The organism is Cesiribacter andamanensis AMV16, assembly GCF_000348925.1.
In the GTDB taxonomy this organism is placed as follows: Bacteria; Bacteroidota; Bacteroidia; order Cytophagales; family Cyclobacteriaceae; genus Cesiribacter; species Cesiribacter andamanensis.
Genome location: NZ_AODQ01000061.1, coordinates 1 through 26639 on the forward strand (window position 1 = coordinate 1; position 26639 = coordinate 26639).

The window sequence follows — 26639 nt, forward strand, 5'->3', positions numbered from 1 at the left end:
GTCCAGCTCCGGCCGCAGGCTATAGACCTGGCCAAGGGGTAGTTTTACGCTATAGGTGCATCTGCCTGTACGCTCAGGCTTTGCTGCAGGCTGTCATTGGCAAACAGGCGCAGGCCGCTGGCAGTGGGGAGGGGCTGGCCGTTTTGCGTGTTCAGCACCCGGCCCGACACCAGAATATAAGGGTTCTCTTCATAAAGCTTCACAAAGTAGATATCCGAGTGTTCGCTGCCCTGTGTTGCGGCATAGTAGCCCATGCTGCCCTGTGCGTTGGTGCGGAAATAGGCCTCCCAGCCAGGGGTGTTAATCGCCTCATTGGGTAGTTTGGCAGCCGTCCAGTTGCGCCAGTTATCCCCCTGGCGCTCTGCTACCAGTATATCCTGGCTCCCGGCGCGGTTGCTGGTGTAGTAGAGGGTTTTGCCATCGGCCGATAAGAAGGGGGCCAGCTCGTTGTCATCGTCCAGCGTACGGATCTTTTTGGGTGCGCTAAACTTGCCATTGGCCTGGGCCTGGCTTACAAATAGATCGCTGTGTTTGCTGTTGTGGCGTTTATGGTAGCTCATCAGCAGCTGGTTGCCATCGGCACTCAGGTAGGCGGTGGAGTACAGCCCCTTGTTCTTTCTGGCATAGCTGGCAATCTGCACAGCTCTGGGGGCGCCCCACTGGCCGGATTCGCTGCGGCTTAGCAGGGAAAACCCCCTTTTGCTCCAGAAGTCTCCACTTTTAGTAAAACGGCCCATGATCATGAGCGTTTTGCCACCATCTACAAAGCCAACTACGGCATTGTAGCGCGCCAGGTTAAGCTCGGGAATGCGGATTGCCTCCGACCACTCACCATCGGCTCCTTTTTTACTGTACCAGATATCCTGGCTATCGCCCTCTCCATAGCCATTGGCCGGGTGGTTTACCCGCACAAAGTAAAGCTCGCTGCCATCGGGCGAGAGCATGGGGTTAATTTCGGCATACGTGCTATTGATGGTAGCCGGGGCCTTCTGGGGAGTAAAGCCGGGCTGCTGTGCCAGGGCAGTACCAGCCAGGCAGGCTAGTAACAGGGCGCTGCCAAAGAATATATGTGAATTCATCTTCATGACTTAATACGGAAGCTTGCTTTCTTTTTTAGTGGTACCAAATACCAGGTTCATGCCCAGGCGTACATTGGCACTGCGGGCATTTTTATAATCCAGACCCGCCAGCACATTGTCGGTAACCACGTACAGCTGAAAGGGGGTAAGCCGGAAGCTAAGGCCGGTGCCAAAGTTGGCATACGAGCCGTTAACAGCTGTATAGCTCAGGGCAGCACCCAGGCGGCGGCCAAAATCCTTATGAATAGCGGCTGTAAAGCCGGGCATCAGCCGCCCTCCATATACCTCAGCAAAGAGAACACCGGTAGTATGTACGCTTCGGTGAAGCTGGTAGGTGGCATTGGCGTACAGACGCGTAGGCAGGCCGGTTCTATACCCATCAATATCCCGCTCCTGAGGCTCAAAGGCCTCGCTGATGGCATCTATGGCCTCCTCAAACGCCTCGCTTTCGTCTTCCACATCCTGCTCGGTGAAGGCATCGAATTCTACACTGGTCCGGTTTACCCGATATTCCCGTGCACCGCCTTTCCAGTTGATAAAGCCAAGGTTCTGCAGGCTCAGGCCCAGCTGCAAGCGGTCGCTGTACTGATAGGTGGCGCCCAAGTCCAGGCCCCATCCCCCATTGGACCTCAGGTACTGGCGAATGCTGGCCTCAGTAGGATCGTCGGCCAGTTCTTCACCGGTTACCTGCACCAGCATTTCGCCTTCCAGCCGCATACGGCCGGCATCGGGCAGGGTGGTCAGCTTCATGTTCAGGCTTTGGGTATGCACATTAAAAAGGCCATTGAAGCGCTTCAGGTTAGCGCCAAGCGTCAGCTTGTCGGTCAGCAGATACGAGCCACCCACTGAGTGCTCAGCATACGCCAGGGCATTCACAGAAGGCTCCAGCTCTATGTTGGCAGGGCTTGACTGGAATTCCTCATCTACCAGTTTGAGCAGATCGCCAGGCACCATCATGCTTTGATGGGCCTTAATGCTGGCACGGTAGCGCAGATACAGGCGGGGGCTGGCCCGCAAGCCTATGCCAAACAGGTCTACCTGTGCGCCGGCCTGCACCCAGTTCTTGTCCCTGAGGGCGCTCCTGAGATGGTCCAGATTAAATTCAGCTTCGCCTTCGGCATTCTCTACAAAAAGCGTATTGTAGGAGAGGCTATTGCTGGACCCCCATACGGCTACGGAAGAGATGCCCGGCAGGCCTATATAGAAGGGCTGCGCAGGCACAAAGGCCGGATTAAGGTAGGTAGATTGCGGCAGGCTGCGCATGGTGCCCAGGGTAGTCTCCTGCTGCGCCCAGGCACCAGCCATCCCCCCAACCCAAAGACACAGGGTAAGTAAACGGTGTTTCATGTAGGTAAGAAATGATATAAGGTGGCGATACGCCAAAAGAAAAGCATCAGACCCGTCCGCGCCTATCTCCAGCCACATGCCCGTGCAAATGTAGCGCTTGTTATTGATGCGTTTACAGAAAAACAGGCAGGAAATTACATACCTGAAAATGATTCTGATGAGACAAAAAAAGAGGCCTGCCACATTACAGCAGCAGGCCCTTTTGAGATATAAGTACCGGAGCGCTTAGGCCGTAATACCAGCTTCTTTCAGCGCTTTGGCCGTGGCAGCCCCAATTTCGGCGGGGGAGTCCACTACGGTGATGCCGTTTTCACGCATGATCTTCATTTTTGCAGCGGCCGTATCATCGGCACCACCAATAATGGCACCGGCATGGCCCATGCGGCGGCCGGGAGGGGCTGTCTGGCCGGCAATGAAGCCGATCACTGGCTTTTTGTTGCCGTTCTCGCTGATCCAGCGGGCAGCTACTGCCTCATAATTACCGCCGATCTCCCCGATCATAACAATGGCATCCGTTTCGGGATCGTTCATCAGCAGCTCAACCGCATCTTTGGTAGGGGTACCAATAATGGGGTCGCCCCCAATGCCGATAGCCGTAGAGATGCCCAGGCCGGCTTTTACGATCTGGTCGGCGGCTTCGTAGGTAAGGGTTCCCGATTTGGAAACGATGCCCACACGGCCCGGCTTGAACACAAAGCCCGGCATAATGCCTACTTTGGCCTCGCCCGGTGTGATTACCCCTGGGCAGTTGGGCCCGATCAGGCGCACATTTTTGTCTTTCAGGAAGTTTTTGGCGATGGTCATGTCCTTTACCGGAATTCCTTCGGTAATGGTGATGATCACCTTGATGCCGGCATCGGCTGCCTCCATAATGGCATCGGCAGCAAAGGCCGGTGGCACAAAAATAATAGAAACATCGGCGCCGGTAGCTTCTACAGCTTCAGCAACAGTATTGAATACAGGACGCTCCAGGTGCTGCTGCCCCCCTTTGCCGGGTGTTACCCCACCGACTACGTTGGTGCCGTACTCAATCATCTGACCGGCGTGGAAAGTACCTTCAGAGCCTGTGAAGCCCTGAACGATCACTTTCGAGTTTTTATTTACCAGAACACTCATTAGCGGAAGTTTTTCGTTTGCACAAAATTAGAAAAAAGCGGGGCATACACAAAAATATAACCAAAAGGCTATAGCAGGCCCAGCATTCGTTTCAGGCGATAGCGAATGTATTTCATACGGTAATCTTTTCGATGGATGCCGATCATGTGAAAATGGGGATGTCTGCTGACTTTCCCGGGAACAATACCAAAATCCAAACCTGTTTTCCAGGCAGCATAATTAAAGCTTAGCTGATCCCGTTTGCTTCCGGTTCTTACCTCTTCCCACCACAGTTCCATAGTCTTGATTACATGGGAATCATGATGCTTTCGGATGAGTACTGTATTTACGTTCAGCCCATTGTGGGCAGGATATCCTTCGGCCCGGTAGCGGGCTATTTGCCTGTTCATGACGGAGGGATCGTCTTTAAGGCTTCCATTATGCATAAAAGTAAGCAGCACCTGATGCTCCTCGTAGAGGCAGTCCCGACCGGTGAGGCTGCTTTGCTTGTGATCAAAGGCCCACATGGCTTTTTTCTCCAATAGCTCCCAGGCCCATTCCACAACATTTCCTTCTACCACCACATTGCCATCAATGTATATGCTGGCCTCATAGCCGGGCAAATACAGATGGGGCAACAGTTTGTAATACCTGTTCTGACGGGTAGGGTCCAGCGGCGGAGGGGTTACCACCAGGGTTTTCCAGGGCCGGGCCTTCAGGGGGGTATCGCTAAAACATATAAAATCGGCCCCCTTAATTTTTCGCTGTGGCAGTAGCCCTTCATACCCTCCCATGATAGAAGTATAGATTGCTATTTTCTTCATATACCAAGAACTCTTACTTTTGCAGGCAAAGTTTCCCAAATTTCCTGTGAATACGCCAGCCGCTTCTGTTATTATCTCCATCTACAATAAGTTTAACTACCTGGAACGGGTGCTGGCGGGCTTTGAGCAGCAGAGCCGGACGGATTTTGAGGTTATCCTGGCCGACGACGGCTCCAATGGAGAAACCCTGGCTGCCATCCGGCAGTACCAGCAGCAGGCCCCCTATCCCCTCAGGCATGTGTGGCATGAGGATAAGGGCTTTCGCAAAACCCGTATCATGAACAAGGCGGTGGTGGCGGCCGAGGCCAGCTTTCTGATCTTTGTAGATGGCGACTGCATTCCCCACCCCAGATTTGTGGAGGAGCACCTGGCCCATGCCCGGGAGGGGGTAGTGCTGTGTGGCCGCCGGGCCAACCTCTCTGATAAACTAACACACTGGCTTACCCCTGAACGAATCCGCCAGGGAGCGCTCCAGCACATGACGGGCAGGCTGCTCTGGGATAGCGTTGCGGGTCAGTCGCGCGATGCCGAAAAAGCCATCTACATCCGCAACAGCCCCCTAAAACCGCTGTTTCCACAGAAGTTCAAGGGGTTGCTGGGCTGCAATTTCAGCCTCTACAAAAAGGACCTGCTGGACATCAACGGCTTCGATGAGCGCTACGAGGCCCCGGCCGCCGGCGAAGACACCGATCCGGAATACCGCCTGGGGTGGGCGGGCAAAAAATTTGTGTCGGTAAAGAATTACGCCATCCAGTACCACCTCTACCACAAACTATTACCCCGGCCCGAGCAGAGCCAACGGGTGCTGGCGCAGGTGCTGAAAGAAAGGAAAGCCTATTCCCGCTATGGCATTCAGCAGGCAGGGAGAGAGAGCCTGTCTTAGGCTTTTGATCCACCTGCCGCGGCTGGCTTTGGGCATACCGAAAAACGTATCCTGTATTTCTTTTGCGCACTGGCGCTGATGCGGACAGCAGGAAGTGAGGACCTGCAAAACCTCAGGAGACCTTTTCGAAACAGCTCCTTATAGACGGGGTTATTACCACATAGATACAATGGTAAGGCTCTTCTTTACTTTCTAGTAAGCTGGATCAAGAACATTGCTCTTATACTAAAATTTGGTTACGATAGATTAAAGATGATGAAAGTGTTGGTTACAGGGAGTGCAGGCTTTATTGGCTTTCACCTTACAGATAAACTGCTGAAATCCGGCTATGAAGTAGTGGGCATCGATAACATTAATGAGTACTACGACCCTGCACTTAAATTTGCCCGGCTGGCCCAAAGTGGTATTGAACAGGAAAAGGTACTTTGGCACCGCGAGGTACAAAGCAGCAGCTTTCCGGCTTACCGCTTCATTCGGATGAATACCGAAAACCAGGGAGAGTTGATGTCGCTATGCGCACGGGAAAAATTCGATATCATTGTCCATTTGGCAGCTCAGGCGGGAGTACGCTATTCGATTCAGAATCCCGATGCCTATGCTCAGTCTAACCTGGTAAGCTTTCTGAACATCCTGGAAGTAAGCCGGCATACCGCCATAAAACATCTGGTATATGCCAGTTCATCCTCCGTGTATGGCCTAAATGAGAACATGCCCTTTTCGGTAGAGCATAATGTTGATCATCCCGTTTCCTTGTATGCTGCCAGTAAAAAAGCAAATGAGCTAATGGCCCATACATACAGCCATCTGTATAGAATTCCTACCTCTGGTTTGCGCTTTTTTACGGTATATGGTCCGTGGGGCCGGCCAGACATGGCCTATTTTCTTTTTGCCGATGCCATCACCAAGGGCAAACCCATTCAGGTGTTCAATCATGGTAAAATGAAGCGGGACTTTACCTATGTGGATGATATCGTCAATGGCATCATCAGCGTGATGGTGAAGCCTGCAGAGCCTGACCCTAACTGGAGTGGCAAAAACCCGGACCCTGCCCGGTCTACTGCGCCCTACCGCATCTTAAATATTGGTAATAATGAACCGGTTGAGCTTATGCACTTTATTCAGGAAATTGAAAAAGGCATGGGCAGAGAGGCTATTAAAGAAATGAGGGGCGTGCAGCCAGGGGATGTTACCGCTACCTGGGCCAATGTAGACGACCTCATCGAAAATTTTGGCTATCAGCCCAAGGTTTCCATCGAAGAAGGGATCAAATCCTTCACCAGTTGGTATCGGGCGTATTATCAGCAGTAGTTCATTAACGCCCCAACAGGCGATGAAAACTGTATTTGATCTCCTGCTTTAGCTCTTTCAGGGGTTGTTGCAATACCAATCCCGTTTTGTCCCAGCCGGGAACCAGTATCCTGCGGCTGCGGTGGCCTAGCAGGCGTATCCAGCGGCGGGTACCCTGCTGCTGCACGGCATCTACCAGCGAGCCGATATCCAGCGAGTGCACCTGGGCGCCAGCGTGCCATAAGCGTTCCTGCACGGCTTTGCTGGCAGCCCCGGCTGTAGGCAAGACTACAGCAACCTTTGGCAAATGCTCCAACACCTTTGGATACCACTCGTCTATGCTGTGGTAAGCATCTTTGGCAGGGGTTTGTACATAATAGTCGATGGAACCAAAAACCAGCTCCACCAGCTCCTGGGGCACACTTCCGATAAACATCTTTGGCCGGGGCCGTACAAAACGCTCCAGGAATTGCACCATCAGCTCGGGCCTGAATAAGGTCAGGTAATGAAATACTACCGGATTTTCGTACACACTGCCGGGTGCTTCCCCCATTTGGTCGATGAGGATGTGTTCCAGCTCCTCATTTTGTGGAAAAGGTGCCAACACCCCATCGATCATCCCCTTATCCCTTGGGTAATTGACGGACACCCCCTTAAAGTACTGGGGGTGGCGTATAGCCCAGGCTTTGCGCATCTCCTGGGTCAGCACATCGGCGGCCTGCTGGTCGGCCGTGCCCTTTCCTTCCATCACATAGATCTCGCCATCGCCAAAACGGGTAAAGAACACCCGCTTATGATGCTCCATGGCCTCAGTAAGGGTATCAAGCGTCTGCAATGCGCCCTTTGCCGATATGTGCATAGCCTCCAGAAATGTAGTTTTCTCCTAAAAATAAAAAGCCCCCGCAAGATAGCGGGGGCTTTGCATATTGAATACTACTTTCTGGCAAAAGATTAGTACCGATAGTACTCCGGCTTAAAGGGGCCTTCCTGCGGCACGCCGATGTAGTCGGCCTGGTCTTTGGTGAGCTCTTCCAGCTCTACGCCAATTTTCTCCAGGTGCAGGGCAGCTACCTTCTCATCCAGGTGCTTGGGAAGGGTGTAAACCGCATTCTCATACTGGCCGTGGTTGGTCCACAGCTCCAGCTGCGCCAGGGTCTGGTTGGTAAAGGAGTTGGACATTACAAAGCTGGGGTGGCCGGTGGCGCAACCCAGGTTCACCAGGCGGCCTTCGGCCAGCAGGATGATATCGTTGCCATTTACATTGTAGATATCTACCTGCGGCTTTACGGTAACGCGGGTGTTGCCGTAGTTCTTCTTGAGCCAGGCTACATCAATCTCGTTATCAAAGTGGCCAATGTTGCACACAATGGCCTTATCCTTCATCTTGGTAAAGTGCTCGCCGGTCACAATGTTCTTGTTGCCGGTAGCCGTTACTATAATGTCGGCGCGGTGTACGGCATTTGCCATCTTTTTCACTTCAAAACCGTCCATTGCCGCCTGCAGCGCACAAATGGGATCGATCTCGGTTACAATTACCCGCACGCCGGCACCCCGTAGGGAAGCAGCCGAGCCCTTGCCAACGTCACCGTAGCCGGCCACAATGGCTACTTTACCAGCCATCATCACATCGGTAGCCCGGCGAATGGCATCTACCAGCGATTCTTTACAGCCATATTTGTTGTCGAACTTCGATTTGGTTACCGAGTCGTTGATGTTGATGGCGGGCAGGGGCAGCGTGCCTTTCTTCATGCGCTCATAGAGGCGCAGCACACCGGTGGTGGTTTCTTCAGAGATGCCGCGGATGCCGTCTACCAGCTCGGGATAGCGGTCCAGCACCATGTTGGTAAGGTCCCCGCCATCATCCAGGATCATGTTCAGCGGCTGGCCGCCCTCAAAGGCAAAGAGCGTCTGCTCAATGCACCAGTCAAATTCTTCTTCCGTCATGCCCTTCCAGGCAAATACCGGAATGCCGGCAGCAGCTATGGCAGCAGCCGCATGGTCTTGGGTAGAAAAAATGTTGCAGCTGGACCAGCTTACCTCGGCACCCAGCTCAATGAGGGTTTCGATCAGTACGGCCGTTTGGATGGTCATGTGCAGACAGCCGGCAATGCGGGCCCCCTTCAGCGGCTTTTGTGCGCTGTACTCTTCCCGGATGGCCATAAGACCGGGCATTTCGGCTTCGGCCAGGCGGATCTCCTTGCGGCCCCAATCGGCCAGGCTTATATCCTTTACCTTGTAGTTTTCAGTGGTTTTCAACATAGGAACGAAAAATTTGAAGAGGCAAAAATACAAAAAAACAGGGGGCTAACCAAAAGATTGTTCTGCGGTATAAGGGAAGAAATCGGGCGCCTGCTTCCCTAGCCCAAAAAGCGGATCTGCTGCATGCTGTAGTACTGCAGCTGGTCCCGCTTCTGGTGCAGCACGGCCAGTTGCCCCTGCTGATCTATACCGACTATTTTTCCGGCAAATTGTTCGCCATCAGCAGCATAGAGCCCCCACTCGCCCAGCCGGTACAGCTGCTCCAGGTACTGGCGGCGCAGCTCGGCCCCAGCCCCGGCCCGCAGCTGCAGGTAGCGCATTTCCAGCTTCTTCAGGAGCCTGGCAAGTACCTCCTGCAGCGGCAGCTGCCGGCCCAGCTCCACTGCCAGGGAGGTAGCCGTTGGCACGGCAAAGGAAGTTTGCAAAACATTCAGGCCAATCCCTATAACACTCCACTCCACTTGTGCGTTTTTAAGGAGCTTTCAATCAGGATTCCTCCAATTTTTTTGGTGCCGCAGTACAGATCATTCGGCCATTTAATGCTCAGCGCAGGCACCTGCAAATCTGTCAGCAAATCATAAATGGCAAGAGATATGCTAATAGTAAGGAGAAACTGATCCCGGATGGGCAAAAAGCGCGGGCGAAGCACCACTGAAAACGTGAGGTTCTGGCCCGGACTGGCTTCCCAGTTGTTTCCGCGCTGTCCCCGTCCGGCTGTTTGCTTATCGGTAATGAGTACTGCTCCCTCCGGCAGGGATTCATTTTCTAATAAGTGCAGGGCAGCCGTATTGGTAGAATGACATTCTGGCAGATAAATAATGCTGCTGCCAATAAATAGGGTGTCTGCCGGAGAATTATACAAGGAATTCCTTAATTTGAGGAGCAATTTAACGAGCACGAATGGAAGAAAAAACGAATTCAGAACAATTGAGCCGCCTGATAGTAGAAGGCATGCAGGAAAAAAAGGCTTCTGACATTGTGGTTCTGAACCTAACGAAAGTAAAAAATGCGGTAGCAGACTATTTTATCATCTGCACTGGTAATTCGGATACACAACTGGACGCCATCAGCGACTCTATAGAGGAGGTGGTGCATAAAAATACCAAGCAAAACCCCTGGCATCGGGAAGGGCGCCTGCAAAAAGAATGGGTATTGCTGGATTATGTAGATGTGGTAGCCCATGTTTTCAAAAAAGAAAAGCGTGGCTTCTTTGCTCTGGAAGAGCTTTGGGGCGATGCAGAAGTGGTGTATATTCAGGATGAGGCAGAGGCGAAATGATTATTGAACAAATGAACACCTTCTCAACGTTTACACATTAAAGATCTTTATTCTTTTGCTTAACACGAATGGCAGATAAACCAACCCGCAAAAATCTTATCCCCAAACCCCCGCAGCGGAACAACTACCAGGCCTACATTATTGTGGCCCTGCTGATCCTGATCTTCGGGGTGCTTTGGCTTAGCAAGACCAGTTCTACCCAGCCTATAAATTATAACGATTTTGAAAAACTGCTTGTAGCAGGTGATGTAAAGCGCGTTGTACTGGTCTCCAACCAGGATGTGGTAGAAATTACCCTTACCCAGGAAGCCCTTAACAAGCCCGAGAACCAGCAGCACCTGCAGGACCGGCGCATGTTTACCGCCTCGCAGGGACCGCACTACCGGCTCAAGATCAGCAGCGATGAGGTGTTTGAACGCTCCTTCCGCGAATTTGAAAGCGAGCTTCCGGCCGAGCAGCGCATAGGCTATGAGGTAGACGAACGCTCCGACCTTACCAGCCTGATCACCAGCTGGGGTTTTCTGTTCCTGATCCTGTTTGGCTTCTGGTTCCTGATGCGCCGCATGACGGGCCAGGCCGGCCCCGGCGGGCAAATCTTCAACATCGGCAAGTCCAAGGCGGCACTCTTTGATGCCGAAAACAAGGTGAAGATCACCTTTAACGACGTAGCCGGTCTGGATGAAGCCAAGGAAGAGATCCGCGAGATTGTGGAATTCCTGAAAAATCCGGGCAAGTTCACCAAACTGGGCGGTAAAATCCCCAAAGGCGCCCTGCTGGTAGGCCCTCCCGGCACCGGTAAAACCCTTCTGGCCAAAGCCGTAGCCGGCGAGGCCGGTGTACCTTTCTTCTCCCTGTCGGGCTCCGACTTTGTAGAGATGTTTGTAGGGGTAGGCGCCGCCCGGGTGCGCGACTTGTTCAAACAGGCCAAGGAAAAAGCGCCCTGTATCATCTTTATTGACGAGATTGATGCCATTGGCCGTAGCCGCGGCCGTGGCGCCATGCCCGGCTCTAACGATGAGCGGGAAAACACCCTCAACTCACTGCTGGTAGAAATGGATGGCTTTGCCACCGACTCCGGGGTTATTATCCTGGCGGCTACCAACCGCCCCGATATTCTGGACTCTGCTCTGCTGCGTCCCGGCCGTTTCGACCGCCAGATCAGCATTGACAAACCCGATATTGTAGGCCGTGAGGCAATCTTTAAGGTACACCTTACCCCTATCAAGCTTTCTAAAGAAGTAGATCCGAAGAAACTCTCGGCCCAGACGCCCGGATTTGCCGGCGCCGAAATTGCCAACGTCTGCAATGAAGCCGCTCTGATTGCCGCCCGCCGCGACAAAAAGGCCGTAGACATGCAGGATTTCCAGGATGCCATTGACCGCGTTATAGGGGGCCTGGAGAAAAAGAACAAGATCATCTCTCCGGAAGAGAAAAAGATTGTGGCCTACCACGAGGCCGGCCATGCCGTAGCCGGCTGGTTCCTGGAGCATGCCGATCCCTTGGTAAAGGTAAGCATTGTCCCCCGTGGGGTAGCCGCCCTGGGCTATGCGCAGTACCTGCCTAAGGAGCAGTTCCTCTACCAGACCGAGCAGCTTTTTGACGAGATGTGCATGACGCTGGGTGGCCGTGCAGCCGAAGACCTTATTTTTGGCAAGATCAGCACCGGTGCGCTTAGCGATCTGGAGCGGGTTACCAAAATGGCCTACAGCATTGTGTCGGTTTACGGCATGAACGACAAGATCGGCAACGTTTCCTTCTATGATCCCAAGCAGAGCGAGTATAACTTCAACAAGCCCTACTCCGAAGCCACGGCCCAAACCATTGATGAAGAGGTACGCCAGATCATCGACCAGGCCTATGTGCGGGTAAAACAGCTGCTGAAGGATAAAACACGGGAGCTGGAGATCATTGCCCAGGAGCTGCTTAAAAAAGAGATCATCTACCAGTACGATCTGGACCGCCTCATCGGCAAGCGTCCCTTTGCCAAGCAAACCACCTACCAGCAGTACATCACGCCGGATGGTGAAATGGCCAAGGAAAATATGGCGCCCGATGCTACAAAGGTAGAGGAGCGACTGGAAAATGAGCAGGAGGCCCCGCCGGTAGAATCCGAGGAAGAAAACAAACAACTCTAATCTAGATCAGGCGGCCTTAAGGGGCTGCCTGATTTTTTATCTGCCAGCCGGCAGATATTTTTATGGTATCACCAACCCAGCACGCCTGTTTTGTCTAAAGAGTTACCCCCTATTGTACTGCCTGCGGGCAAAAAAGTATTCTTTGCTTCTGATTTTCACCTGGGTGCCCCCAATCGGGAGGCCAGCCTGGAGCGGGAGCGCAAAATTGTGCGCTGGCTGGACAGTGTGCGGGAGCAGGCGGCCGCCATTTTTCTGATGGGCGATCTGTTTGATTTCTGGTTCGAGTACAAACATGCCGTACCCAAAGGGGGTATTCGCCTGCAGGGCAAGCTGGCCGAGCTGAGCGATAGCGGCCTGCCGCTCACCATTTTTACCGGCAATCATGATATGTGGATGAAAAACTACTTCCCGGATGAGTTTGGCATCCCGGTCTATAAAAATCCCCGTTCGCTGCGCATTGGCCGTCAGCGTTTCTTTATAGGCCATGGCGATGGGTTGGGCCCGGGCGATACACGCTTTAAGCTGATGAAAAAGGTGTTTGAGAGCCCCTTCAGCCACTGGCTGTACCGGCAGGTGCACCCCGATATTGGCATAAGAATTGCACAACTATGGTCGGGCCGCAGCCGGGCCAGCAACCACAAAAAAGACGCCGTTTTTCTTGGCGATAAGGAATGGCTGCTGGCCTACTGCCGCTACAAAGAGCAGCAGCAGCACCACGATTATTATGTATTTGGCCACCGGCATCTGCCGCTACATCTGGAGGTGGGCGCCAATAGCCACTATGTAAACCTGGGCGAGTGGATCAACTATTATACCTATGGCGAATTTGACGGGCATACGCTGGAGCTTAAGACCTTTGAAGAGTAGTCTTATCCCCCTGTGGGCCGCGCTGCTGTGCAGCCTGCTTCCCCTTACGGCTACAGCGCAAAAGCTGCTGCTGAAAGAAAGCTTTGCCATCCCCACGGCCGTAGCCGCCACCCAGGATGTGCAGGGGGCGCTATATCTGGCCACCCAGCAGGGGCAGGTGCATCAGCTCGATGGCTCGGGCAAAAAACTGGGCCAGTTTAGCCCCGATGACATGCTCTACATCAACAGCCTGCAGGCGCTGCCCGGCCTGCACCTGCTACTCTTTGACCGCACCAACCAGCAGCTCCTCTGGCTGGACCGCTTCATGACCCTGAAACGAAGCTACTCACTGGCTGGCGACAACCGATCAGGACTCTCCAGCCCAGGGCTTATTGATGCTGTAGCGCCGGCGGAAGGCAACGCCCTCTGGCTGGTAGACGGCAGCCAGCAGCGCCTGCTAAAGCAACAATTGCCCGAAGGGGAAGTGCTGCTATCCGTTCCGCTCAACCTGGTCTCAACGGCTCAGAAGCTGGCCATTAGCTATATGCGAGAACATAAGGGAAAGCTCTATTTGTACAGCAGCGGCAGCGGCATGCTGGTCTTTGATATACAGGGCAATTACGAGCAAACCCTCAAAATGCCTGAGGCCCGGGACTTGTGGCTGGAAGGGGGACGCTTTTATTTTACCCGGCCCGGCTACCTGGGCTTTCTGGACCTTGACACCAAAGAAGTGATCCAGATACCGGTGCTGGACAAAGACGTGCGCCAGCTGCTGGTAAAGGGGTCAACCATCTGGCTCCTGGGACAGGGGCAGGCCGTCAAGTACCTGCTGATGCCGTAGACGCAATTATACTACACATATCCTTCAGGGCTAGTGCGAGCTTGTGCTCCTACTGCAGTTGAATTTTTGTCATCTGGGGATGTGGATACGAGCAACCTGCTCGCACCAGCGAAAAGTGGCAGAGAAAGGAGTAGAGAAGCTGGCTTACAGAAACGATCGTAAAAAAAAACCGCAGCGCCACTTTTTCAGGCGCTGCGGCTTTGCTTGTTTAAAGAAAGGGGGTATCCCCTATCCGATCTCAACCAGTTCAATATCAAAAACCAGGTCCTTGCCAGCCAGGGGGTGGTTGGCATCCAGCACTACTTTCTCGTCGGTTACTTCGGTAACGGTTACCGGCACCTGCTGTCCGCCGTTGTTCAGGGCCAGCTGCTGGCCTACCTGCGGCGTGATGTCAGCCGGCACCTGCGCCCGCGGAATATTGATCATCATCTCTTCCCGGCGTTCGCCATAGGCTTCGTTAGAGGGAATCTCTACTGTTTTCTGATCTCCTACCTGCATGCCATTCACTGCTTTGTCAAAACCGGCAATCATCATACCGCCGCCTATTTCAAACTCCAGCGGCTCCCGGCCTTTGGAACTGTCAAACACCTCTCCATTCTGTAAGCGGCCTGTGTAATGTACCCGCACCCGGTCGCCTTTTTGGGCTTTTTCCATGAATCTAAAAATTTGCGTTAAAAATTCTCTAAGGGGCAAGGTACGAAAACCCTACCCCCCTGCCAACTAATCCCCCTACAAATGCCCCCTACGCGGGCAAAGGGGTAGCCCCAGTTCTGCTTAACCGGCAGCAGGCTACCCCCTTAGACCCGTGCCTGTGCAGGAGTCTGAAAAAGCGGCCATAGCTCTAAAATAAAGCGTTGCAACACCAATCAGGCCCATCCTGGCCGAATGCCGATCATCCCTAAAAAGATGCCATTCCCCATAAAGTATAGACCACTCTACAGAATTTGTAGTAATTTGGAACTAGATCGTTCACTCACACCTATGAAGACCAACAACATTCTGGAAGTGCATGGTCTTACCAAACGCTACGCCGCCCATACCGCCCTGCAGGATGTAAGCCTGAAGGTGCCCAGAGGCAGTATCTTTGGCCTGCTGGGGCCAAACGGAGCCGGTAAGACCACCCTGATCCGCATCATTACCCAAATTCTGATGCCGGATGAAGGAGAAGTATTCATCAATGGCGAGCTGCTCAACCAGGACCACATTCGCCTGATCGGTTACCTGCCCGAAGAGCGGGGCCTGTACAAAAAAATGAAGGTGGGCGAACAGTTGATGTACCTGGCCCAGCTCAAAGGCCTGAAGGAAAAGGAAGCCCGCCAGCGTATTAAGTACTGGCTGGACCGGCTCAACCTTACTGAATGGGCCGGCAAGACCATCGAAGATCTCAGCAAAGGCATGGGCCAGAAGGTGCAGTTTATTGCCACCGTACTGCACGAGCCGGAGCTCATTATCCTGGACGAGCCCTTCTCCGGCTTTGACCCTGTGAATGCCAACCTGATCAAAGACGAGATCATGCAACTACGGGAAAGAGGAAGTAGTATTATTTTCTCCACCCACCGCATGGAATCGGTGGAGGAGCTTTGTGACCACATTGCCCTGATCAGCAAGAGCCGTAAGATCCTTGACGGCACCAAACGGGAGATCAAAGACATGCACCGCAGCAACACCTATCTGGTGGAACACCGGGGCGTGCTGAGCGGCTTTCTGCAGGGCGAACTGGAGGTGCTGCAGGAGACCCCACTGGAAGAAGGCTATCACCAGACCATTTTACGTGCGCCCCTGGCCGACGGGCCCAACTACATCCTGCAGAAGCTGCTGCCCCTGGTAGAAGTGCACCGCTTTGAAGAGAAAATTCCGAGCATCAACGAAATCTTTATTATGAATGTACAAGGTGGAGATAAGGAGGTAGCCTATGTCTAAAATTAGCCTGATCATAAAACGGGAATACATGACCCGTGTGCGCAAGAAGTCATTTATCATCATGACCATCCTTGGCCCGCTCTTATTTGCCGCCATGTTTGCCATTCCGGTTTGGCTGGCCACACGCGATAGCAGCAACGTACGCACCATAGCCGTGGTGGATGACAGCGGGCTCTTCAGCCAGTCTTTTGAAGATACCAAGAACCTTACCTTTGTTTATCCCGGCCAGGACCTGGAAGCCTCTAAAAAGGGAATTGGCAATAAGGAGTATTACGGTATCCTGTATATCCCACAGCTGGATCTGGACGATCTCCAGGGCATAACCCTTTACTCTGAAGCCAGTGCCGGCATTGAACTGCAGAATCGGCTCGAACGCGTTGTGGAAAGCCGCATTGAAGACCTGAAACTGGAACGCACCCAGATTGACAAGGCAACCCTGGATGCCCTGCGCACCAACGTAAGCCTGCGGGAGATCAACCTGAGCAGCGGCGAAGAAAAAGCCGGCAGCACCGGCCTGGCCACCGGCATAGGCTATGCCGGTTCGTTTATGATCTATATGTTCATCTTCATCTATGGTGCTCAGATCATGCGCGGCGTGCTTGAAGAAAAAACCAACCGTATCGTTGAGATCATCATTTCTTCCGTAAAGCCTTTTCAGCTGATGCTGGGCAAAACCATTGGCATAGCCGGGGTGGGCCTTACTCAGTTCCTGATCTGGATAATCTTTAGCGCGGCTATTTACACCCTTGGCATGAGCCTGCTGGGGGTAGATGCCGACACCATGGCTCAGATGAACCAGATGCCGGCCGGCTCCAGTGCCGCTGAGCTTTCCAACGCGCAAAGGGCCGTGGCCAATGTGCAGGAGCAGTTTGCTAATATCAACATCCCCCTGCAACTGATGACCTTCCTGTTTTACTTCCTGGGAGGTTACCTGCTCTACGGCGCCATGTTTGCGGCGGTGGGTGCCGCTGCCGACAGCGAAACCGACACGCAGCAGTTTATGCTGCCCGTAACCCTGCCGCTGGTGCTGGGCCTGATTGTGACCATGTCGGCGGTGCTGAAAGACCCCAATGGCAGCACCGCTTTCTGGTTTAGCATGGTGCCCTTTACCTCCCCCATTGTTATGATGATGCGGGTGCCCTTTGGTGTGCCTATGTGGGAGCTGGTGCTATCAATGGTGTTGCTGGTGCTGGGCTTTTTGCTTATGAGCTGGCTGGCTGCCCGTATCTATCGGGTTGGCATTCTCATGCACGGCGTAAAGGTCAATTACAAGACACTGGGCAAGTGGATCATGATGCGCTGATCAGGCACTTTCTGCTACAAATACCAAAAGCCGGCTCCTGCCGGCTTTTTCTTTTGCATAATTTTACCCAATATTCGTTAACAGTTGTGTGCCGGGGCAACAGGCCTGTTTTGCCCCCTCTTCTCTAACCGATCACCTACCGCATGCCGCGTTATTTGCGAGAAACCGCCGAGCTTAACCTCTACCGCAACAAAAATACGATCAAGATTCTGGTAGGCCTTATTGCCATCCTTATTGTGGTGGTATCGGTCTACTACAATAATTTTATTGTCAACATCCTTAAGGAGCGGGAGCATGAGCGGGTGGATATGTTTGCCCGGGCCATTGAATTTATGGCCGAACAGGGTGATAATGCTAACCTTACGTTCATTAACGAACAAATTGTAAGGGGCAATACCACCATTCCGGTGATCCTGGCCGATCAGTCCGGTGAACCCACAGGGGCCTATCTGAACCTGGATATTCCCGACAACCTGCCGGAGGCCGAGCTCCTACAGCTCCTGCGGGACGAGATTGCCCAGATGCGTACTGCCAATGAACCCATACAGGTAGTCTACCGCAATACCGCCAACCAGGTAGAGTATGTAGAATGGGTATTTTACCACAACTCCGACCTGCTGCGGCAGCTAAGCTACTATCCCTTTATTCAGCTCAGCACCATTTTGCTGTTTGGCGCCCTGGCCTACCTGGCCTTTAGTTTTAGCCGCACGGCCGAGCAAAACCGCATCTGGGTGGGCCTTGCCAAAGAAACCGCCCACCAGCTGGGCACCCCCCTCTCCTCCCTCATGGCTTGGCTGGAGTACCTGCGGGCCGATGAGCGCACCCGCCAGCACGAAGCCCTGCCCGAAATGGCCAAGGACCTGGAAAAACTGCACATGATCACCGAACGCTTCAGCAACATTGGCTCGGTGCCCATCCTGGAGCATAACTCGGTACCCGAAATGGTGCAGAATTCAGTCACCTACCTGCAGAAACGCATCAGTACCAAAGTAAAAATCACCATCAGCAGCGTTGGCAATGACCTGCGTGCGCAGCTCAACCCCCACCTGTTTAGTTGGGTAATTGAAAATCTGATCAAGAATGCAGTAGATGCCATGAGCGGCATTGGCACCATTGATATTCGTATAGCGCCGGCCAGCAATAACACGGTGCACATTGATATTACCGATAACGGCAAGGGCATTTCCAAGGCTAACATCAAAAAGGTATTTGAGCCGGGCTTTACCACTAAAAAACGGGGATGGGGATTGGGACTTACGCTGGCCAAACGCATTATTGAACACTACCATGGCGGCCGCATCTACGTAAAACATAGTGAACCCAGCGCCGGCACTACCTTCCGGATTGTGCTGCGGGCCTAATATGGGCAAAAAATAAAGCGTACCTTTGCACAAACGTTGCACGTATGAAGAAGCGAATCCCCTTTACGGTAATTTATGAAGACAATCACCTGCTGATTGTAAACAAGGCAGCCGGTGTCCTATCGCAGGGAGATACTACGGGCGATAAGACCCTGATTGACTTTGCGAAGGATTATGTAAAGGAAAAATACAACAAGCCCGGTGAAGTGTTTATGGGCCTGGTGCACCGCCTTGACCGGCCCGTAAGCGGCGCCGTTATCCTGGCCCGTACCAGCAAAGCCCTGGAGCGCATGAACAAGATGTTCCAGACCAAAAAGGTATACAAAACCTACTGGGCTGTAGTAAAGCGGCGCCCGGCCGAAAAAAGCGGCAAGCTGGTGCACTGGCTGGTAAAGGATGAGGCGCGCAACACCACCACCGCCTATGACACCGAAGTGCCCGAAGGCAAGCGTGCAGAGCTTACATACAAAGTGTTAGGCTTTCTCAACGACCATTACTTACTGGAAGTACAGCCCCTTACCGGACGTCCGCATCAGATTCGGGTGCAGCTGGCCAGCATGGGCTGCCCCATTCGGGGCGATGTCAAGTACGGCTTTGCCAAACCAAATCCCGATGGCAGCATTAACCTGCACGCCAAAAACCTTAAATTTGAGCATCCGGTAAAAAAGGAGCCTCTCTTTTTGCGGGCCGGCCTGCCCGAAAACGAGTTTTGGGAGCAGTTTTTGAGCCTGGAAGAGCAAAAGCTAAAAATGAACAAGCTGGATAATATGTTCGGCGCCTAGTAGAAAACCCGCCCTACGGCGGGTTTCTTTTTTGCTGACCATACGCAATCAGCGCTTTGGCTTCATGTGCAGCAGCACCCAGTTGGCGAGGGCAAGCACCAGCACCAGCAGCAGCAAAAATCCAAAAGAGCCAAAATTCCAGATCAGGGGTTGCAGACTGGTAAAAGGCCGGGCAATGTCCTGCACACTAAGGGTAGCCAGCCAAAAGCTGAAGAGGATAAGCAGTCCGCAGAGAATGCGCCACAACCCCTGAGAATTGAACCAGAGTTGCGTCCCCAGCAGCAGTGTGGGTATAAGCAGCAGCACCCATATGGGCGGGCCAAAGGTGCTGGGCGCTGTCAGGTACTGAAGATGGCCGCCCCTGTAGCTGCCAAAAAGCCAGAGCAGAAGTACCAGCAGATACACCAGCCGCTGCACCGGGGCCTTGGCCAGCCATTTTTCAAGCGTTTTCATAGGCAATTACACCCAGGCAAATTAGGGGGAATCGCTAAAAACAACAACCCTCTGCCTACCGAAGCAGGTCAGAGGGTTGTTAAAAATGTGGGTATGCAGCCTAGTCTGTCTTTAGCTTCATGGTTGAGCCATCGGCGGCATGCAGGGTCATTTTATTTCCACTCAGCTCTTGCACATGAAAGACTTCCTTTACATCCTGCCGATCATCAAAGGTAAGCTCCAGTTCTTTTTGGGTGGCATTGTAGTTCCAGCGCCCCCCCTGGAAAGCACCGGCCTCCCGTACCTGAAAGGTACCATTGGCATAAAACTCCATGCGCTGCTCCTCTTCCGTATTGCTGAGGCGCTCTTTATCGCCCTGGGCATTGGTTTCCTTATCGGCTTTCCAAACCTTGCTGCTTTCGCCGGCAATGAGCTGGCGTGGGTTTTCCTCGCTTTTATTATTACAGGCGGCCAGCACTAAAAAGGGCAATAATAGAAGTAATGCGAAATAGTGACGTACAGACTTCATAAGTAAAAATTGAAAGGTTAAAAAAATGTAGCAATAAAACCTGCTGCCGCATAGAATGTTTGCAAAAGAACTTTTGGCAGCAAGTCTCGTAGAGATATACGTAACTGAATTTTTTAAGCGTATGGGACTAAAAGATTTTTTCCGCAAAGGGAAGGAAGAAAAGGCTGAGCCAAAACCATCGGGCAGTCCTTTTCAGCAGCAAGGGCAGCCGCGTACCGGGTCAATGGTAGATCTGGAAAACAAGGGTAGCAGCACCGCCGGTCAGCAACCCCCTGCTATTGCGCCGCAATACTATGAGATCAAAAAAGGTGACTCCCTTTCGGCCATTGCCAAGCGGGAGTATGGCGATGCCACCAAATGGCGTACCATTTATGAAGCCAATAAGGATCAGATCAAAAATCCTGACCTGATCCATCCGGGCCAAAAGATCAAAATTCCCGCCCAACCAAAATAGCACCAGCCAAAATAGTATAGCCTGTAGCTATGAAATAAAGAAAGCCGCCCTGCATAGACAAGGCGGCTTTTTTATGAACTAGGATATAGGCCCTTATTGAGAGATCAGGCGCTCTACCAGTACCGAAATCTTGTTGTTCAGCACTTCTACAACGCCTCCGTCTACCTCCAGACTACGCCGGCCCTCGGCTCTGCTCACATAGGTGATCTTGCCGTGCGCCAGGGTACTGATAAGGGGGGCGTGGTTGGTCAGCACCTGAAACGATCCCTTTGCACCAGGGAAGGTGGCACTCTCCACTTCGCCTTCAAAATCTTCTTATCCGGAGTGATAATTTCTAAAAACATACGATGGTATTGGATAGTGATAGAGAAGTTAGAAGCTAGAAGGTAGAAGCAAGACAAGTACCATCTGCTATACTCTAACTTCTAGCTTCTAACATCTAACTTCTCAAATTACGCTTCGGCCAGCATTTTCTCGCCTTTCTCAATGGCCTGCTCGATGGTGCCTACCAGGTTAAAGGCGGCCTCAGGCAGGTGATCAAGCTCACCGTCCATGATCATGTTAAAGCCCTTGATGGTATCTTTGATATCCACAAGCACCCCTTTAAGACCGGTAAACTGCTCGGCTACGTGGAAAGGCTGCGACAGGAAGCGCTGTACCCGGCGGGCACGGTGCACCACCAGCTTGTCTTCTTCGCTAAGCTCGTCCATACCCAGAATGGCAATGATGTCCTGAAGTTCTTTGTAGCGCTGCAGGATCATTTTTACACGCTGCGTACAGCCATAGTGCTCGGCACCCAGGATCTCAGGCGTAAGGATACGCGAGGTAGAGTCCAGCGGGTCTACGGCAGGGTAAATGCCAAGCTCGGCAATCTTACGGCTAAGTACGGTAGTGGCATCAAGGTGGGCAAAGGTAGTTGCAGGAGCAGGGTCCGTTAAGTCGTCGGCAGGTACGTATACCGCCTGCACGGAGGTAATAGAACCACGCTTGGTTGAGGTAATACGCTCCTGCATGGCACCCATTTCGGTTGCCAGCGTAGGCTGGTAGCCTACCGCAGAAGGCATACGACCAAGAAGGGCCGACACCTCGGAACCAGCCTGGGTAAAGCGGAAGATGTTGTCTACGAAGAACAGGATGTCACGGCCTTGCTCACCCCCCTCGCCATCACGGAAGTACTCGGCAATGGTAAGCCCCGACAGGGCCACACGGGCGCGGGCACCGGGAGGCTCATTCATCTGGCCAAACACAAAGGTGGCTTTGGAATCCTTCAGGTTCTCCAGGTTTACAGAAGACAGGTCCCAGCCGCCTTTTTCTTCCAGGGTGTGTACAAAGTCTTTGCCGTAGTTTACAATGCCGGCCTCGATCATCTCGCGCAGCAGGTCGTTTCCTTCGCGGGTACGCTCACCCACACCGGCAAACACTGACAGACCGGAATAGGCCTTGGCAATGTTGTTGATCAGTTCCTGGATCAGTACGGTCTTGCCTACACCGGCACCTCCGAACAGACCAATTTTACCTCCTTTGGCATAAGGCTCGATCAGGTCAATTACCTTAATACCGGTATACAGCACCTCAGAAGAGGTAGAAAGATCTTCGAATTTAGGCGCTGGGCGGTGAATGGGCAGACCCTTTGTGCCCTTGGGCTGGGGTAGTCCATCGATCGCCTGGCCTACAACATTGAACAGACGGCCTTTGATGTCGTCGCCAATCGGCATTTGAATAGGTGAACCCGTATCTACTACTTCCATACCGCGCACCATGCCTTCGGTGGCATCCATTGCAATGGTACGAACCCGGTCTTCGCCCAGGTGCTGTTGTACTTCCAGGATCACCTGCTGACCATCAGGCCTGGTCACATAAAGGGCGTCAAGAATATTTGGTAAGCGAGACCCCTCAGCTTCGAAGCTAACGTCTACAACAGGGCCAATTACCTGGGTAATTCTACCTATATTTGCCATTTGTTATAAAAAAGGATTAACTCTTGGTATTTCAGCTGCAAAACTAAGGCAAAAAGCATTTAAAGCAAAGGGAATGCTCAAAATTCGGCCCTACCCAACAATTGCCGTTTTCTGTGCGCCAGCCGCAGATTTGAGAACTAGTTGGGCAGAATCAGTCGGTTTCTTCTCCAATAATTACAGTATCGGTAGCAAATGATGCCACCTGAAAGTACCCCAACGGCGGCCTGGCCGGATCGCTCACATTACGGATATTGCTGGTAGGATTGCGGGGCGGCGGGCTGAAAAGCCCCCCATCGTTAAACAACAGGGTACGCAATTCATAATAATAATCGTACATATCCCGGTTAAGAGCATACATTTCCAGCCGGATGGTGTCGCCCGGTGTAAAGGCGTAGCCCAGCCGCACTTCCCGCAGGGTATCGGGCATGAATTCGGCCTCGGGCACCAGCAGATCGGTACGGTCGTTGTAAAGCGAATCGTTTTCGTAAATCTTGAAGCGGTAATAGCGGGTACCCCCCCTGGGTATATGGCCGTAAAACAGCATGTAGTGGCCGGCATCCAGAAAGGGGGGAATTGCCTCAAAATACTGCACCACCAGCGAATCAATAACGGGCTTCAGGCTAAGTACCCCGCTGCTTTCGTACACCTGCCCCTGCCACTCTACCCGCAGGGTATAGCTGCGGCCAATGACCCCCTCCAACCCTTGGGTGGCATATACGCCATTCTGGGTATAAAGCAGTTCCTGGCTGTTGCCGGCATCGTCCGTTATGCTTACCCGGGCATCTTCCACTACAGGAGCGGCAGCTTTACTAAAATAATCCTGCGTAAGGGTAAGGCGTACCGTATGGGGGCCGGGCGTATCGGTCAATTCAGCTTCAATTACCAGACGGGGCTCCTGCTGGGGCAGCTCCAGGGTTACCAGTTCCCGGCACCCCCCTGTAACCAGTGCCAGCACAGCCAGTAGAAGGTAAAATACTCTCATCGCTTGCCAGGTTTAAGTTCAAAATTATAGGTTACCGAAGGGATCAGGCTAAAGAGGTATACCTTTACCGCTCCGGCCTCTACACTGCGAATGGGGTCCCGCTCGGGGTTGGTATTGGGATCTCCGTTGTACACAGGCTCAAAGGTAATGGCAAAGGGGTTCTTGCGGGCATAGGCATTGTAGATGGAGAAGGTCCAGCTGCTGTTCCACCAGCGGCCGGGCTTTTCCCGGTTCTTAAGCGTGGCCGAGAGGTCCAGCCGGTGGTAGTTGGGCATGCGGAAGGCATTGCGCCGGCTATCGTCATAGACCGGTACAGTAAAACCGGCCACCTCGGCCTTGCCCACTGGTAGCGATACGGCCGCTCCTGTACTGTATACAAAGGTGCCCGATACTGAAAAGCGCTTGCTTACATCATGGGTTAGCACCACCGAAGCATCATGGATGCGGTCATAACGGGCCGGGTAGGCCTTCCCTTCGTTGATGCCGGGCACCTGCCGCATGGTGCGGCTCAGGGTGTAGCCGATCCAGCCGGTGGTTTTGCCCACATTTTTGCGCAGCAGAAACTCAGCCCCGTAGGCCCATCCCCTTCCTTCCAATGCCTCGGCCTCTATATTGTTGGTGAAGAGGATATTGCCCTGATCGCCCAGCTTGAAATCGATGAGCCGGTCCATCCACTTATAATAGACCTCAACGGAGGCTTCAATGCGGTTCTGACTCAGGTTGCGGAAATAGCCCAGGGCAATCTGGTCGGCGATGAGGGGGCGTATGTAGCGGTCGGCCGGAATCCAGCGCTCTATGGGCAGGCCGGCCGTAGCATTGGTAGCCACCTGCAGGTACTGACGGGTACGGTTGTAGGAGGCCTTTAGCGAGCTCTGGCTGTTGAGCATGTAGCGGCTGGCCAGGCGGGGCTCCAGCCCGTGGTAAAACTGGATGTTCTGCAGGCGATCAAAATACAGGGTATCGGTAATGGTTTCGTTGGAGCGCTCCCCTCCCTCCTGGTAGGTGTAGACCTGTGAAGGCCCCAGGTTATTGAAGAGCGAATAGCGCAGGCCATATTCCAGCGTAAAGGTGGTATTGGGCTTCCATTCATTGCCAATGTAGAGGGCATTTTCCAGCGCGTAGCGGTCTGCAATCTCGGGTACGGTAAAATCGGTGGCCGCATCAAAGGTGATGTAGGGAGCCCCAAAATGGCGATAGAGCGAATTAAGGCCAAAGGTGAGCGTATTGGCTGCATTTCGGTAGTAGGTGAAATCCAGCTTTACATTTCCTTCCTTCATGCGGGAGCCCCAGGTAAAGCCCGTGGTGCCATCATCCCCCTCAAAGCCGTAGCTGAAGTTACTGTAGATCAGGGAGGTATTCAGAAAAAGGTTTTCGGAGAAGAGGTGATTCCAGCGGGCAGTGGCCGTAGCATTGCCCCAGTCCAGGCTAAAGATATCTTCCAGCCCCAGTACATCCCGCCCGAAATAGCCCGAGAGGTAAAAGCGGTTGTTGTCGTTGAGGATGTAGTTGGCCTTGGCGTTAAGATCGTAAAAATAAAGGGTGTTGTTGTTCACATTCTCATTAGGACTCAGGCGCAGAAACATATCGGCATAGGTGCGGCGGCCACTAACAATAAAGGAGCTGCGGTCGGGCACAATGGGTCCTTCTACCGTAAGGCGGCTGGCAATAAGGCCTATACCCCCGGAGGCTTCGTACTCTTTATTATTCCCCTCCCGCATCTGTATATCCAGGATGGAAGAAAGCCTGCCGCCAAAGCGGGCCGGGATACCCCCCTTGTAGATCTCCAGATTTTTGATGGCATCCGGGTTAAAGACTGAAAAGAAGCCAAACAGGTGGCTGGCATTATAGACCGTGGCTTCATCGAGCAGCACCAGGTTCTGATCGGCAGCACCTCCGCGCACAAAAAGTCCGGTAGTGCCCTCGCCGGCGGTTTGTATGCCGGGCAGCAGCTGTATGGTGCGCAGCACATCCACCTCCCCAAAGAGGGCCGGCACCCGGCGCACAGCCTCTACGCTTAGTTTTTCCCGGCTCATGCTCACTTCGGTTACATTGGCGTCGGGCCGCTGCTCGGTAATTACTACCTCCTGTAGCTGCTCTTCTCCAGGGCTCAGCGCTACGGTCAGGCGTGTATCGGCCTGCAGGTCCAGCTGGCGTTCTACCGTCTGGTAGCCCAGGTACTGAAAACGCAGCGTATAGGTGCCCGCAGGCAGGGGCAGCGCATAATAGCCATAGATATTGGTGGTAGCACCCAGGCCACCCCCCCCTGTCACCGCCACGGTAGCACCAATAAGCTCCTCGCCACTGTCGGCATCCCGTATGTAGCCGCTAACGGTATAGCGCTGCTGGGCCTGCAGGCTTAAGGCCAGCAGAAACAAAAAAATCAAAACAGGTCCCGTCTTTTTCATAAGCGATGCAAAGTTGCGCCACCCCTGAGCGATTTTCAAGTAATTTTCCATAAAAGGAAAAAAGAAACATGAGTCATCCCGAATTTTTAGCGGGACACTTAATAAAAAAGGCCTCAAGATATATTCTGAGGCCTTTTCCGTTAAGGTACGAGGTCATTTCGACCAGCGGGAGAAATCTTAGAAAGTTACCAGTTAAGAGCTGCCTATCCAAGATCTCTCCCGCTGGTCGAGATGACGTCCCTTCTTTATGTTTTTGGGTAGAATACAGTAATCTAAGGCTGTTTTAGCCAGTTAGAAAATTCGGGATGACTCATGTTTCAAGCAATTCGGTATCAAACCTTTAACAAACCTGTGACAGCCGGCCCTTTTCAGCACCCTTTTTTAGGATAGTAGTCGGTTATTTTGCCGCCGCTGTCGAGCGCTACCGTGCAGCATTCTTCCAGCTGCTGGCGCAGCTTGATGCGGGCCCGCTGAATGCGGGATTTTGCTCCGGACAGGCTCATGTTCAGCCTGCGGGCCACCTCTTCCTGCGGAAGGCCTTCCAGGTCGGCCCACTGCAGCGGTAGCCGGTCCCCCTCGGGCAGCAGCTGCAGCATTTCGGCCAGGCACACAGCCAGGCGCTGCTCGGGCGGCACCCCT

At 53.1% G+C, this 26639-nt stretch carries 28 protein-coding genes; 12 read left to right on the forward strand and 16 right to left on the reverse strand.

What is annotated here, in order from left to right; translation table 11 throughout:
- Window positions 1–44: 44 nt before the first annotated feature.
- The gene (locus tag ADICEAN_RS12065; protein ID WP_161622698.1) at window positions 45–1079 is read right to left on the reverse strand and encodes a TolB family protein; all 1035 of its coding nucleotides are present in this window, start codon (window positions 1077–1079) and stop codon (window positions 45–47) included.
- Window positions 1080–1088: 9 nt separating this feature from the next.
- Window positions 1089–2426 (reverse strand): DUF5723 family protein, encoded by a 1338-nt coding sequence (locus ADICEAN_RS12070; protein ID WP_152426409.1) that lies wholly within the window; start codon window positions 2424–2426, stop codon window positions 1089–1091.
- A gap of 21 nt (window positions 2427–2447) precedes the next feature.
- On the opposite strand from ADICEAN_RS12070, the gene ADICEAN_RS22330 reads away from it, so the two are divergent.
- Window positions 2448–2639, forward strand: coding sequence for a hypothetical protein (locus ADICEAN_RS22330; protein WP_152426410.1), 192 nt, complete (start codon window positions 2448–2450; stop codon window positions 2637–2639).
- A gap of 12 nt (window positions 2640–2651) precedes the next feature.
- On the opposite strand, the gene sucD is transcribed toward ADICEAN_RS22330, so the two are convergent.
- Window positions 2652–3542, reverse strand: a complete 891-nt coding sequence (sucD, locus tag ADICEAN_RS12075) for a succinate--CoA ligase subunit alpha (protein ID WP_009195886.1) — start codon at window positions 3540–3542, stop codon at window positions 2652–2654.
- Window positions 3543–3610: 68 nt separating this feature from the next.
- Window positions 3611–4345, reverse strand: coding sequence for a glycosyltransferase domain-containing protein (locus ADICEAN_RS12080; RefSeq protein ID WP_009195887.1), 735 nt, complete (start codon window positions 4343–4345; stop codon window positions 3611–3613).
- A gap of 46 nt (window positions 4346–4391) precedes the next feature.
- On the opposite strand from ADICEAN_RS12080, the gene ADICEAN_RS12085 reads away from it, so the two are divergent.
- Window positions 4392–5228 (forward strand): glycosyltransferase, encoded by an 837-nt coding sequence (locus tag ADICEAN_RS12085; RefSeq protein WP_040396965.1) that lies wholly within the window; start codon window positions 4392–4394, stop codon window positions 5226–5228.
- Between the two features lie 255 nt (window positions 5229–5483).
- Window positions 5484–6536: an NAD-dependent epimerase gene (locus ADICEAN_RS12090; protein ID WP_040396954.1), complete on the forward strand. Its 1053-nt coding sequence runs from the start codon at window positions 5484–5486 to the stop codon at window positions 6534–6536.
- A 4-nt stretch (window positions 6537–6540) separates the two neighbouring features.
- Here ADICEAN_RS12090 and ADICEAN_RS12095 read toward each other — a convergent pair whose 3' ends face one another.
- The 4 genes from ADICEAN_RS12095 to ADICEAN_RS23265 all read right to left on the reverse strand — a co-directional run bounded on the left by ADICEAN_RS12095 (window position 6541) and on the right by ADICEAN_RS23265 (window position 9636).
- Window positions 6541–7374 carry a hypothetical protein gene (locus ADICEAN_RS12095; protein WP_009195890.1) on the reverse strand — a complete coding sequence of 278 codons (834 nt, stop codon included), beginning with the start codon at window positions 7372–7374 and terminating at the stop codon, window positions 6541–6543.
- A gap of 92 nt (window positions 7375–7466) precedes the next feature.
- On the reverse strand, window positions 7467–8774 hold the full coding sequence (gene ahcY / locus ADICEAN_RS12100) for an adenosylhomocysteinase (RefSeq protein WP_009195891.1): 1308 nt from the start codon (window positions 8772–8774) through the stop codon (window positions 7467–7469).
- Between the two features lie 98 nt (window positions 8775–8872).
- Window positions 8873–9235, reverse strand: a complete 363-nt coding sequence (locus ADICEAN_RS23260) for a hypothetical protein (RefSeq protein ID WP_009195892.1) — start codon at window positions 9233–9235, stop codon at window positions 8873–8875.
- Window positions 9217–9636, reverse strand: a complete 420-nt coding sequence (locus ADICEAN_RS23265) for a biotin--[acetyl-CoA-carboxylase] ligase (protein ID WP_236612907.1) — start codon at window positions 9634–9636, stop codon at window positions 9217–9219. The genes ADICEAN_RS23260 and ADICEAN_RS23265 overlap by 19 nt, the downstream gene beginning before the upstream one ends.
- 38 nt (window positions 9637–9674) lie before the next feature.
- Here ADICEAN_RS23265 and rsfS point away from each other — a divergent pair, with 38 nt between their 5' ends.
- From rsfS to ADICEAN_RS12125, 4 genes are all read left to right on the forward strand, one after another.
- A complete protein-coding gene (rsfS, locus tag ADICEAN_RS12110) occupies window positions 9675–10052 on the forward strand; it encodes a ribosome silencing factor (protein ID WP_009195894.1) in 378 nt (125 codons plus the stop codon).
- 68 nt (window positions 10053–10120) lie between these two features.
- The gene (ftsH, locus tag ADICEAN_RS12115; RefSeq protein WP_009195895.1) at window positions 10121–12187 is read left to right on the forward strand and encodes an ATP-dependent zinc metalloprotease FtsH; all 2067 of its coding nucleotides are present in this window, start codon (window positions 10121–10123) and stop codon (window positions 12185–12187) included.
- A 90-nt stretch (window positions 12188–12277) separates the two neighbouring features.
- Window positions 12278–13054, forward strand: a complete 777-nt coding sequence (locus tag ADICEAN_RS12120) for a UDP-2,3-diacylglucosamine diphosphatase (protein WP_009195896.1) — start codon at window positions 12278–12280, stop codon at window positions 13052–13054.
- Entirely contained in the window at window positions 13044–13874 is an 831-nt protein-coding gene (locus ADICEAN_RS12125; protein WP_040396959.1) for a hypothetical protein, read from the forward strand. The genes ADICEAN_RS12120 and ADICEAN_RS12125 overlap by 11 nt, the downstream gene beginning before the upstream one ends.
- A gap of 228 nt (window positions 13875–14102) precedes the next feature.
- On the opposite strand, the gene ADICEAN_RS12130 is transcribed toward ADICEAN_RS12125, so the two are convergent.
- Window positions 14103–14528 (reverse strand): FKBP-type peptidyl-prolyl cis-trans isomerase, encoded by a 426-nt coding sequence (locus tag ADICEAN_RS12130; RefSeq protein ID WP_009195898.1) that lies wholly within the window; start codon window positions 14526–14528, stop codon window positions 14103–14105.
- A gap of 327 nt (window positions 14529–14855) precedes the next feature.
- Here ADICEAN_RS12130 and ADICEAN_RS12135 point away from each other — a divergent pair, with 327 nt between their 5' ends.
- The 4 genes from ADICEAN_RS12135 (at window position 14856) to ADICEAN_RS12150 (ending at window position 19240) form a co-directional block, all read left to right on the forward strand.
- On the forward strand, window positions 14856–15794 hold the full coding sequence (locus ADICEAN_RS12135; RefSeq protein WP_009195899.1) for an ABC transporter ATP-binding protein: 939 nt from the start codon (window positions 14856–14858) through the stop codon (window positions 15792–15794).
- The gene (locus tag ADICEAN_RS12140) at window positions 15787–17097 is read left to right on the forward strand and encodes an ABC transporter permease (protein ID WP_009195900.1); all 1311 of its coding nucleotides are present in this window, start codon (window positions 15787–15789) and stop codon (window positions 17095–17097) included. The genes ADICEAN_RS12135 and ADICEAN_RS12140 overlap by 8 nt, the downstream gene beginning before the upstream one ends.
- 143 nt (window positions 17098–17240) lie before the next feature.
- Window positions 17241–18458 carry a sensor histidine kinase gene (locus ADICEAN_RS12145; RefSeq protein WP_009195901.1) on the forward strand — a complete coding sequence of 406 codons (1218 nt, stop codon included), beginning with the start codon at window positions 17241–17243 and terminating at the stop codon, window positions 18456–18458.
- A 44-nt stretch (window positions 18459–18502) separates the two neighbouring features.
- Window positions 18503–19240: an RluA family pseudouridine synthase gene (locus tag ADICEAN_RS12150; protein ID WP_009195902.1), complete on the forward strand. Its 738-nt coding sequence runs from the start codon at window positions 18503–18505 to the stop codon at window positions 19238–19240.
- Between the two features lie 48 nt (window positions 19241–19288).
- Here ADICEAN_RS12150 and ADICEAN_RS12155 read toward each other — a convergent pair whose 3' ends face one another.
- A complete protein-coding gene (locus ADICEAN_RS12155; protein WP_009195903.1) occupies window positions 19289–19693 on the reverse strand; it encodes a hypothetical protein in 405 nt (134 codons plus the stop codon).
- A 100-nt stretch (window positions 19694–19793) separates the two neighbouring features.
- Window positions 19794–20201: a hypothetical protein gene (locus tag ADICEAN_RS12160; RefSeq protein WP_009195904.1), complete on the reverse strand. Its 408-nt coding sequence runs from the start codon at window positions 20199–20201 to the stop codon at window positions 19794–19796.
- 121 nt (window positions 20202–20322) lie between these two features.
- Here ADICEAN_RS12160 and ADICEAN_RS12165 point away from each other — a divergent pair, with 121 nt between their 5' ends.
- Window positions 20323–20655 (forward strand): LysM peptidoglycan-binding domain-containing protein, encoded by a 333-nt coding sequence (locus ADICEAN_RS12165; protein ID WP_009195905.1) that lies wholly within the window; start codon window positions 20323–20325, stop codon window positions 20653–20655.
- A gap of 93 nt (window positions 20656–20748) precedes the next feature.
- Here the strand turns inward: ADICEAN_RS12165 and ADICEAN_RS12170 are convergent, their stop codons facing one another.
- The 5 genes from ADICEAN_RS12170 to ADICEAN_RS12190 all read right to left on the reverse strand — a co-directional run.
- Window positions 20749–20952: a FoF1 ATP synthase subunit delta/epsilon gene (locus ADICEAN_RS12170; protein ID WP_009195906.1), complete on the reverse strand. Its 204-nt coding sequence runs from the start codon at window positions 20950–20952 to the stop codon at window positions 20749–20751.
- Window positions 20953–21107: 155 nt separating this feature from the next.
- A complete protein-coding gene (gene atpD, locus ADICEAN_RS12175) occupies window positions 21108–22613 on the reverse strand; it encodes a F0F1 ATP synthase subunit beta (RefSeq protein ID WP_009195907.1) in 1506 nt (501 codons plus the stop codon).
- A gap of 151 nt (window positions 22614–22764) precedes the next feature.
- Entirely contained in the window at window positions 22765–23595 is an 831-nt protein-coding gene (locus ADICEAN_RS12180) for a DUF4249 domain-containing protein (protein WP_009195908.1), read from the reverse strand.
- Window positions 23592–26000, reverse strand: coding sequence for a TonB-dependent receptor (locus ADICEAN_RS12185; RefSeq protein ID WP_040396961.1), 2409 nt, complete (start codon window positions 25998–26000; stop codon window positions 23592–23594). The genes ADICEAN_RS12180 and ADICEAN_RS12185 overlap by 4 nt, the downstream gene beginning before the upstream one ends.
- Before the next feature lie 368 nt (window positions 26001–26368).
- Window positions 26369–26639: sigma factor-like helix-turn-helix DNA-binding protein (locus ADICEAN_RS12190; protein ID WP_040396970.1), on the reverse strand; the 271-nt coding region annotated here is incomplete at its 5' end.

Bases quoted from the DNA above. Each gene is read 5' to 3' on its own strand.
- ADICEAN_RS12165 (WP_009195905.1), top strand. From the start codon at position 20,323: ATGGGACTAAAAGATTTTTTCCGCAAAGGGAAGGAAGAAAAGGCTGAG.
- ADICEAN_RS12135 (WP_009195899.1), top strand. From the start codon at position 14,856: ATGAAGACCAACAACATTCTGGAAGTGCATGGTCTTACCAAACGCTAC.
- ADICEAN_RS12070 (WP_152426409.1), bottom strand. From the start codon at position 2,426: ATGAAACACCGTTTACTTACCCTGTGTCTTTGGGTTGGGGGGATGGCT.
- ftsH (WP_009195895.1), top strand. From the start codon at position 10,121: ATGGCAGATAAACCAACCCGCAAAAATCTTATCCCCAAACCCCCGCAG.
- ADICEAN_RS12185 (WP_040396961.1), bottom strand. From the start codon at position 26,000: ATGAAAAAGACGGGACCTGTTTTGATTTTTTTGTTTCTGCTGGCCTTA.
- ADICEAN_RS12145 (WP_009195901.1), top strand. From the start codon at position 17,241: ATGCCGCGTTATTTGCGAGAAACCGCCGAGCTTAACCTCTACCGCAAC.
- ADICEAN_RS12180 (WP_009195908.1), bottom strand. From the start codon at position 23,595: ATGAGAGTATTTTACCTTCTACTGGCTGTGCTGGCACTGGTTACAGGG.
- ADICEAN_RS12090 (WP_040396954.1), top strand. From the start codon at position 5,484: ATGAAAGTGTTGGTTACAGGGAGTGCAGGCTTTATTGGCTTTCACCTT.
- rsfS (WP_009195894.1), top strand. From the start codon at position 9,675: ATGGAAGAAAAAACGAATTCAGAACAATTGAGCCGCCTGATAGTAGAA.
- ADICEAN_RS12150 (WP_009195902.1), top strand. From the start codon at position 18,503: ATGAAGAAGCGAATCCCCTTTACGGTAATTTATGAAGACAATCACCTG.
- ADICEAN_RS12080 (WP_009195887.1), bottom strand. From the start codon at position 4,345: ATGAAGAAAATAGCAATCTATACTTCTATCATGGGAGGGTATGAAGGG.
- ADICEAN_RS12160 (WP_009195904.1), bottom strand. From the start codon at position 20,201: ATGAAGTCTGTACGTCACTATTTCGCATTACTTCTATTATTGCCCTTT.
- ADICEAN_RS12155 (WP_009195903.1), bottom strand. From the start codon at position 19,693: ATGAAAACGCTTGAAAAATGGCTGGCCAAGGCCCCGGTGCAGCGGCTG.
- atpD (WP_009195907.1), bottom strand. From the start codon at position 22,613: ATGGCAAATATAGGTAGAATTACCCAGGTAATTGGCCCTGTTGTAGAC.
- sucD (WP_009195886.1), bottom strand. From the start codon at position 3,542: ATGAGTGTTCTGGTAAATAAAAACTCGAAAGTGATCGTTCAGGGCTTC.
- ahcY (WP_009195891.1), bottom strand. From the start codon at position 8,774: ATGTTGAAAACCACTGAAAACTACAAGGTAAAGGATATAAGCCTGGCC.
- ADICEAN_RS12065 (WP_161622698.1), bottom strand. From the start codon at position 1,079: ATGAATTCACATATATTCTTTGGCAGCGCCCTGTTACTAGCCTGCCTG.
- ADICEAN_RS12130 (WP_009195898.1), bottom strand. From the start codon at position 14,528: ATGGAAAAAGCCCAAAAAGGCGACCGGGTGCGGGTACATTACACAGGC.
- ADICEAN_RS12140 (WP_009195900.1), top strand. From the start codon at position 15,787: ATGTCTAAAATTAGCCTGATCATAAAACGGGAATACATGACCCGTGTG.
- ADICEAN_RS12095 (WP_009195890.1), bottom strand. From the start codon at position 7,374: ATGCACATATCGGCAAAGGGCGCATTGCAGACGCTTGATACCCTTACT.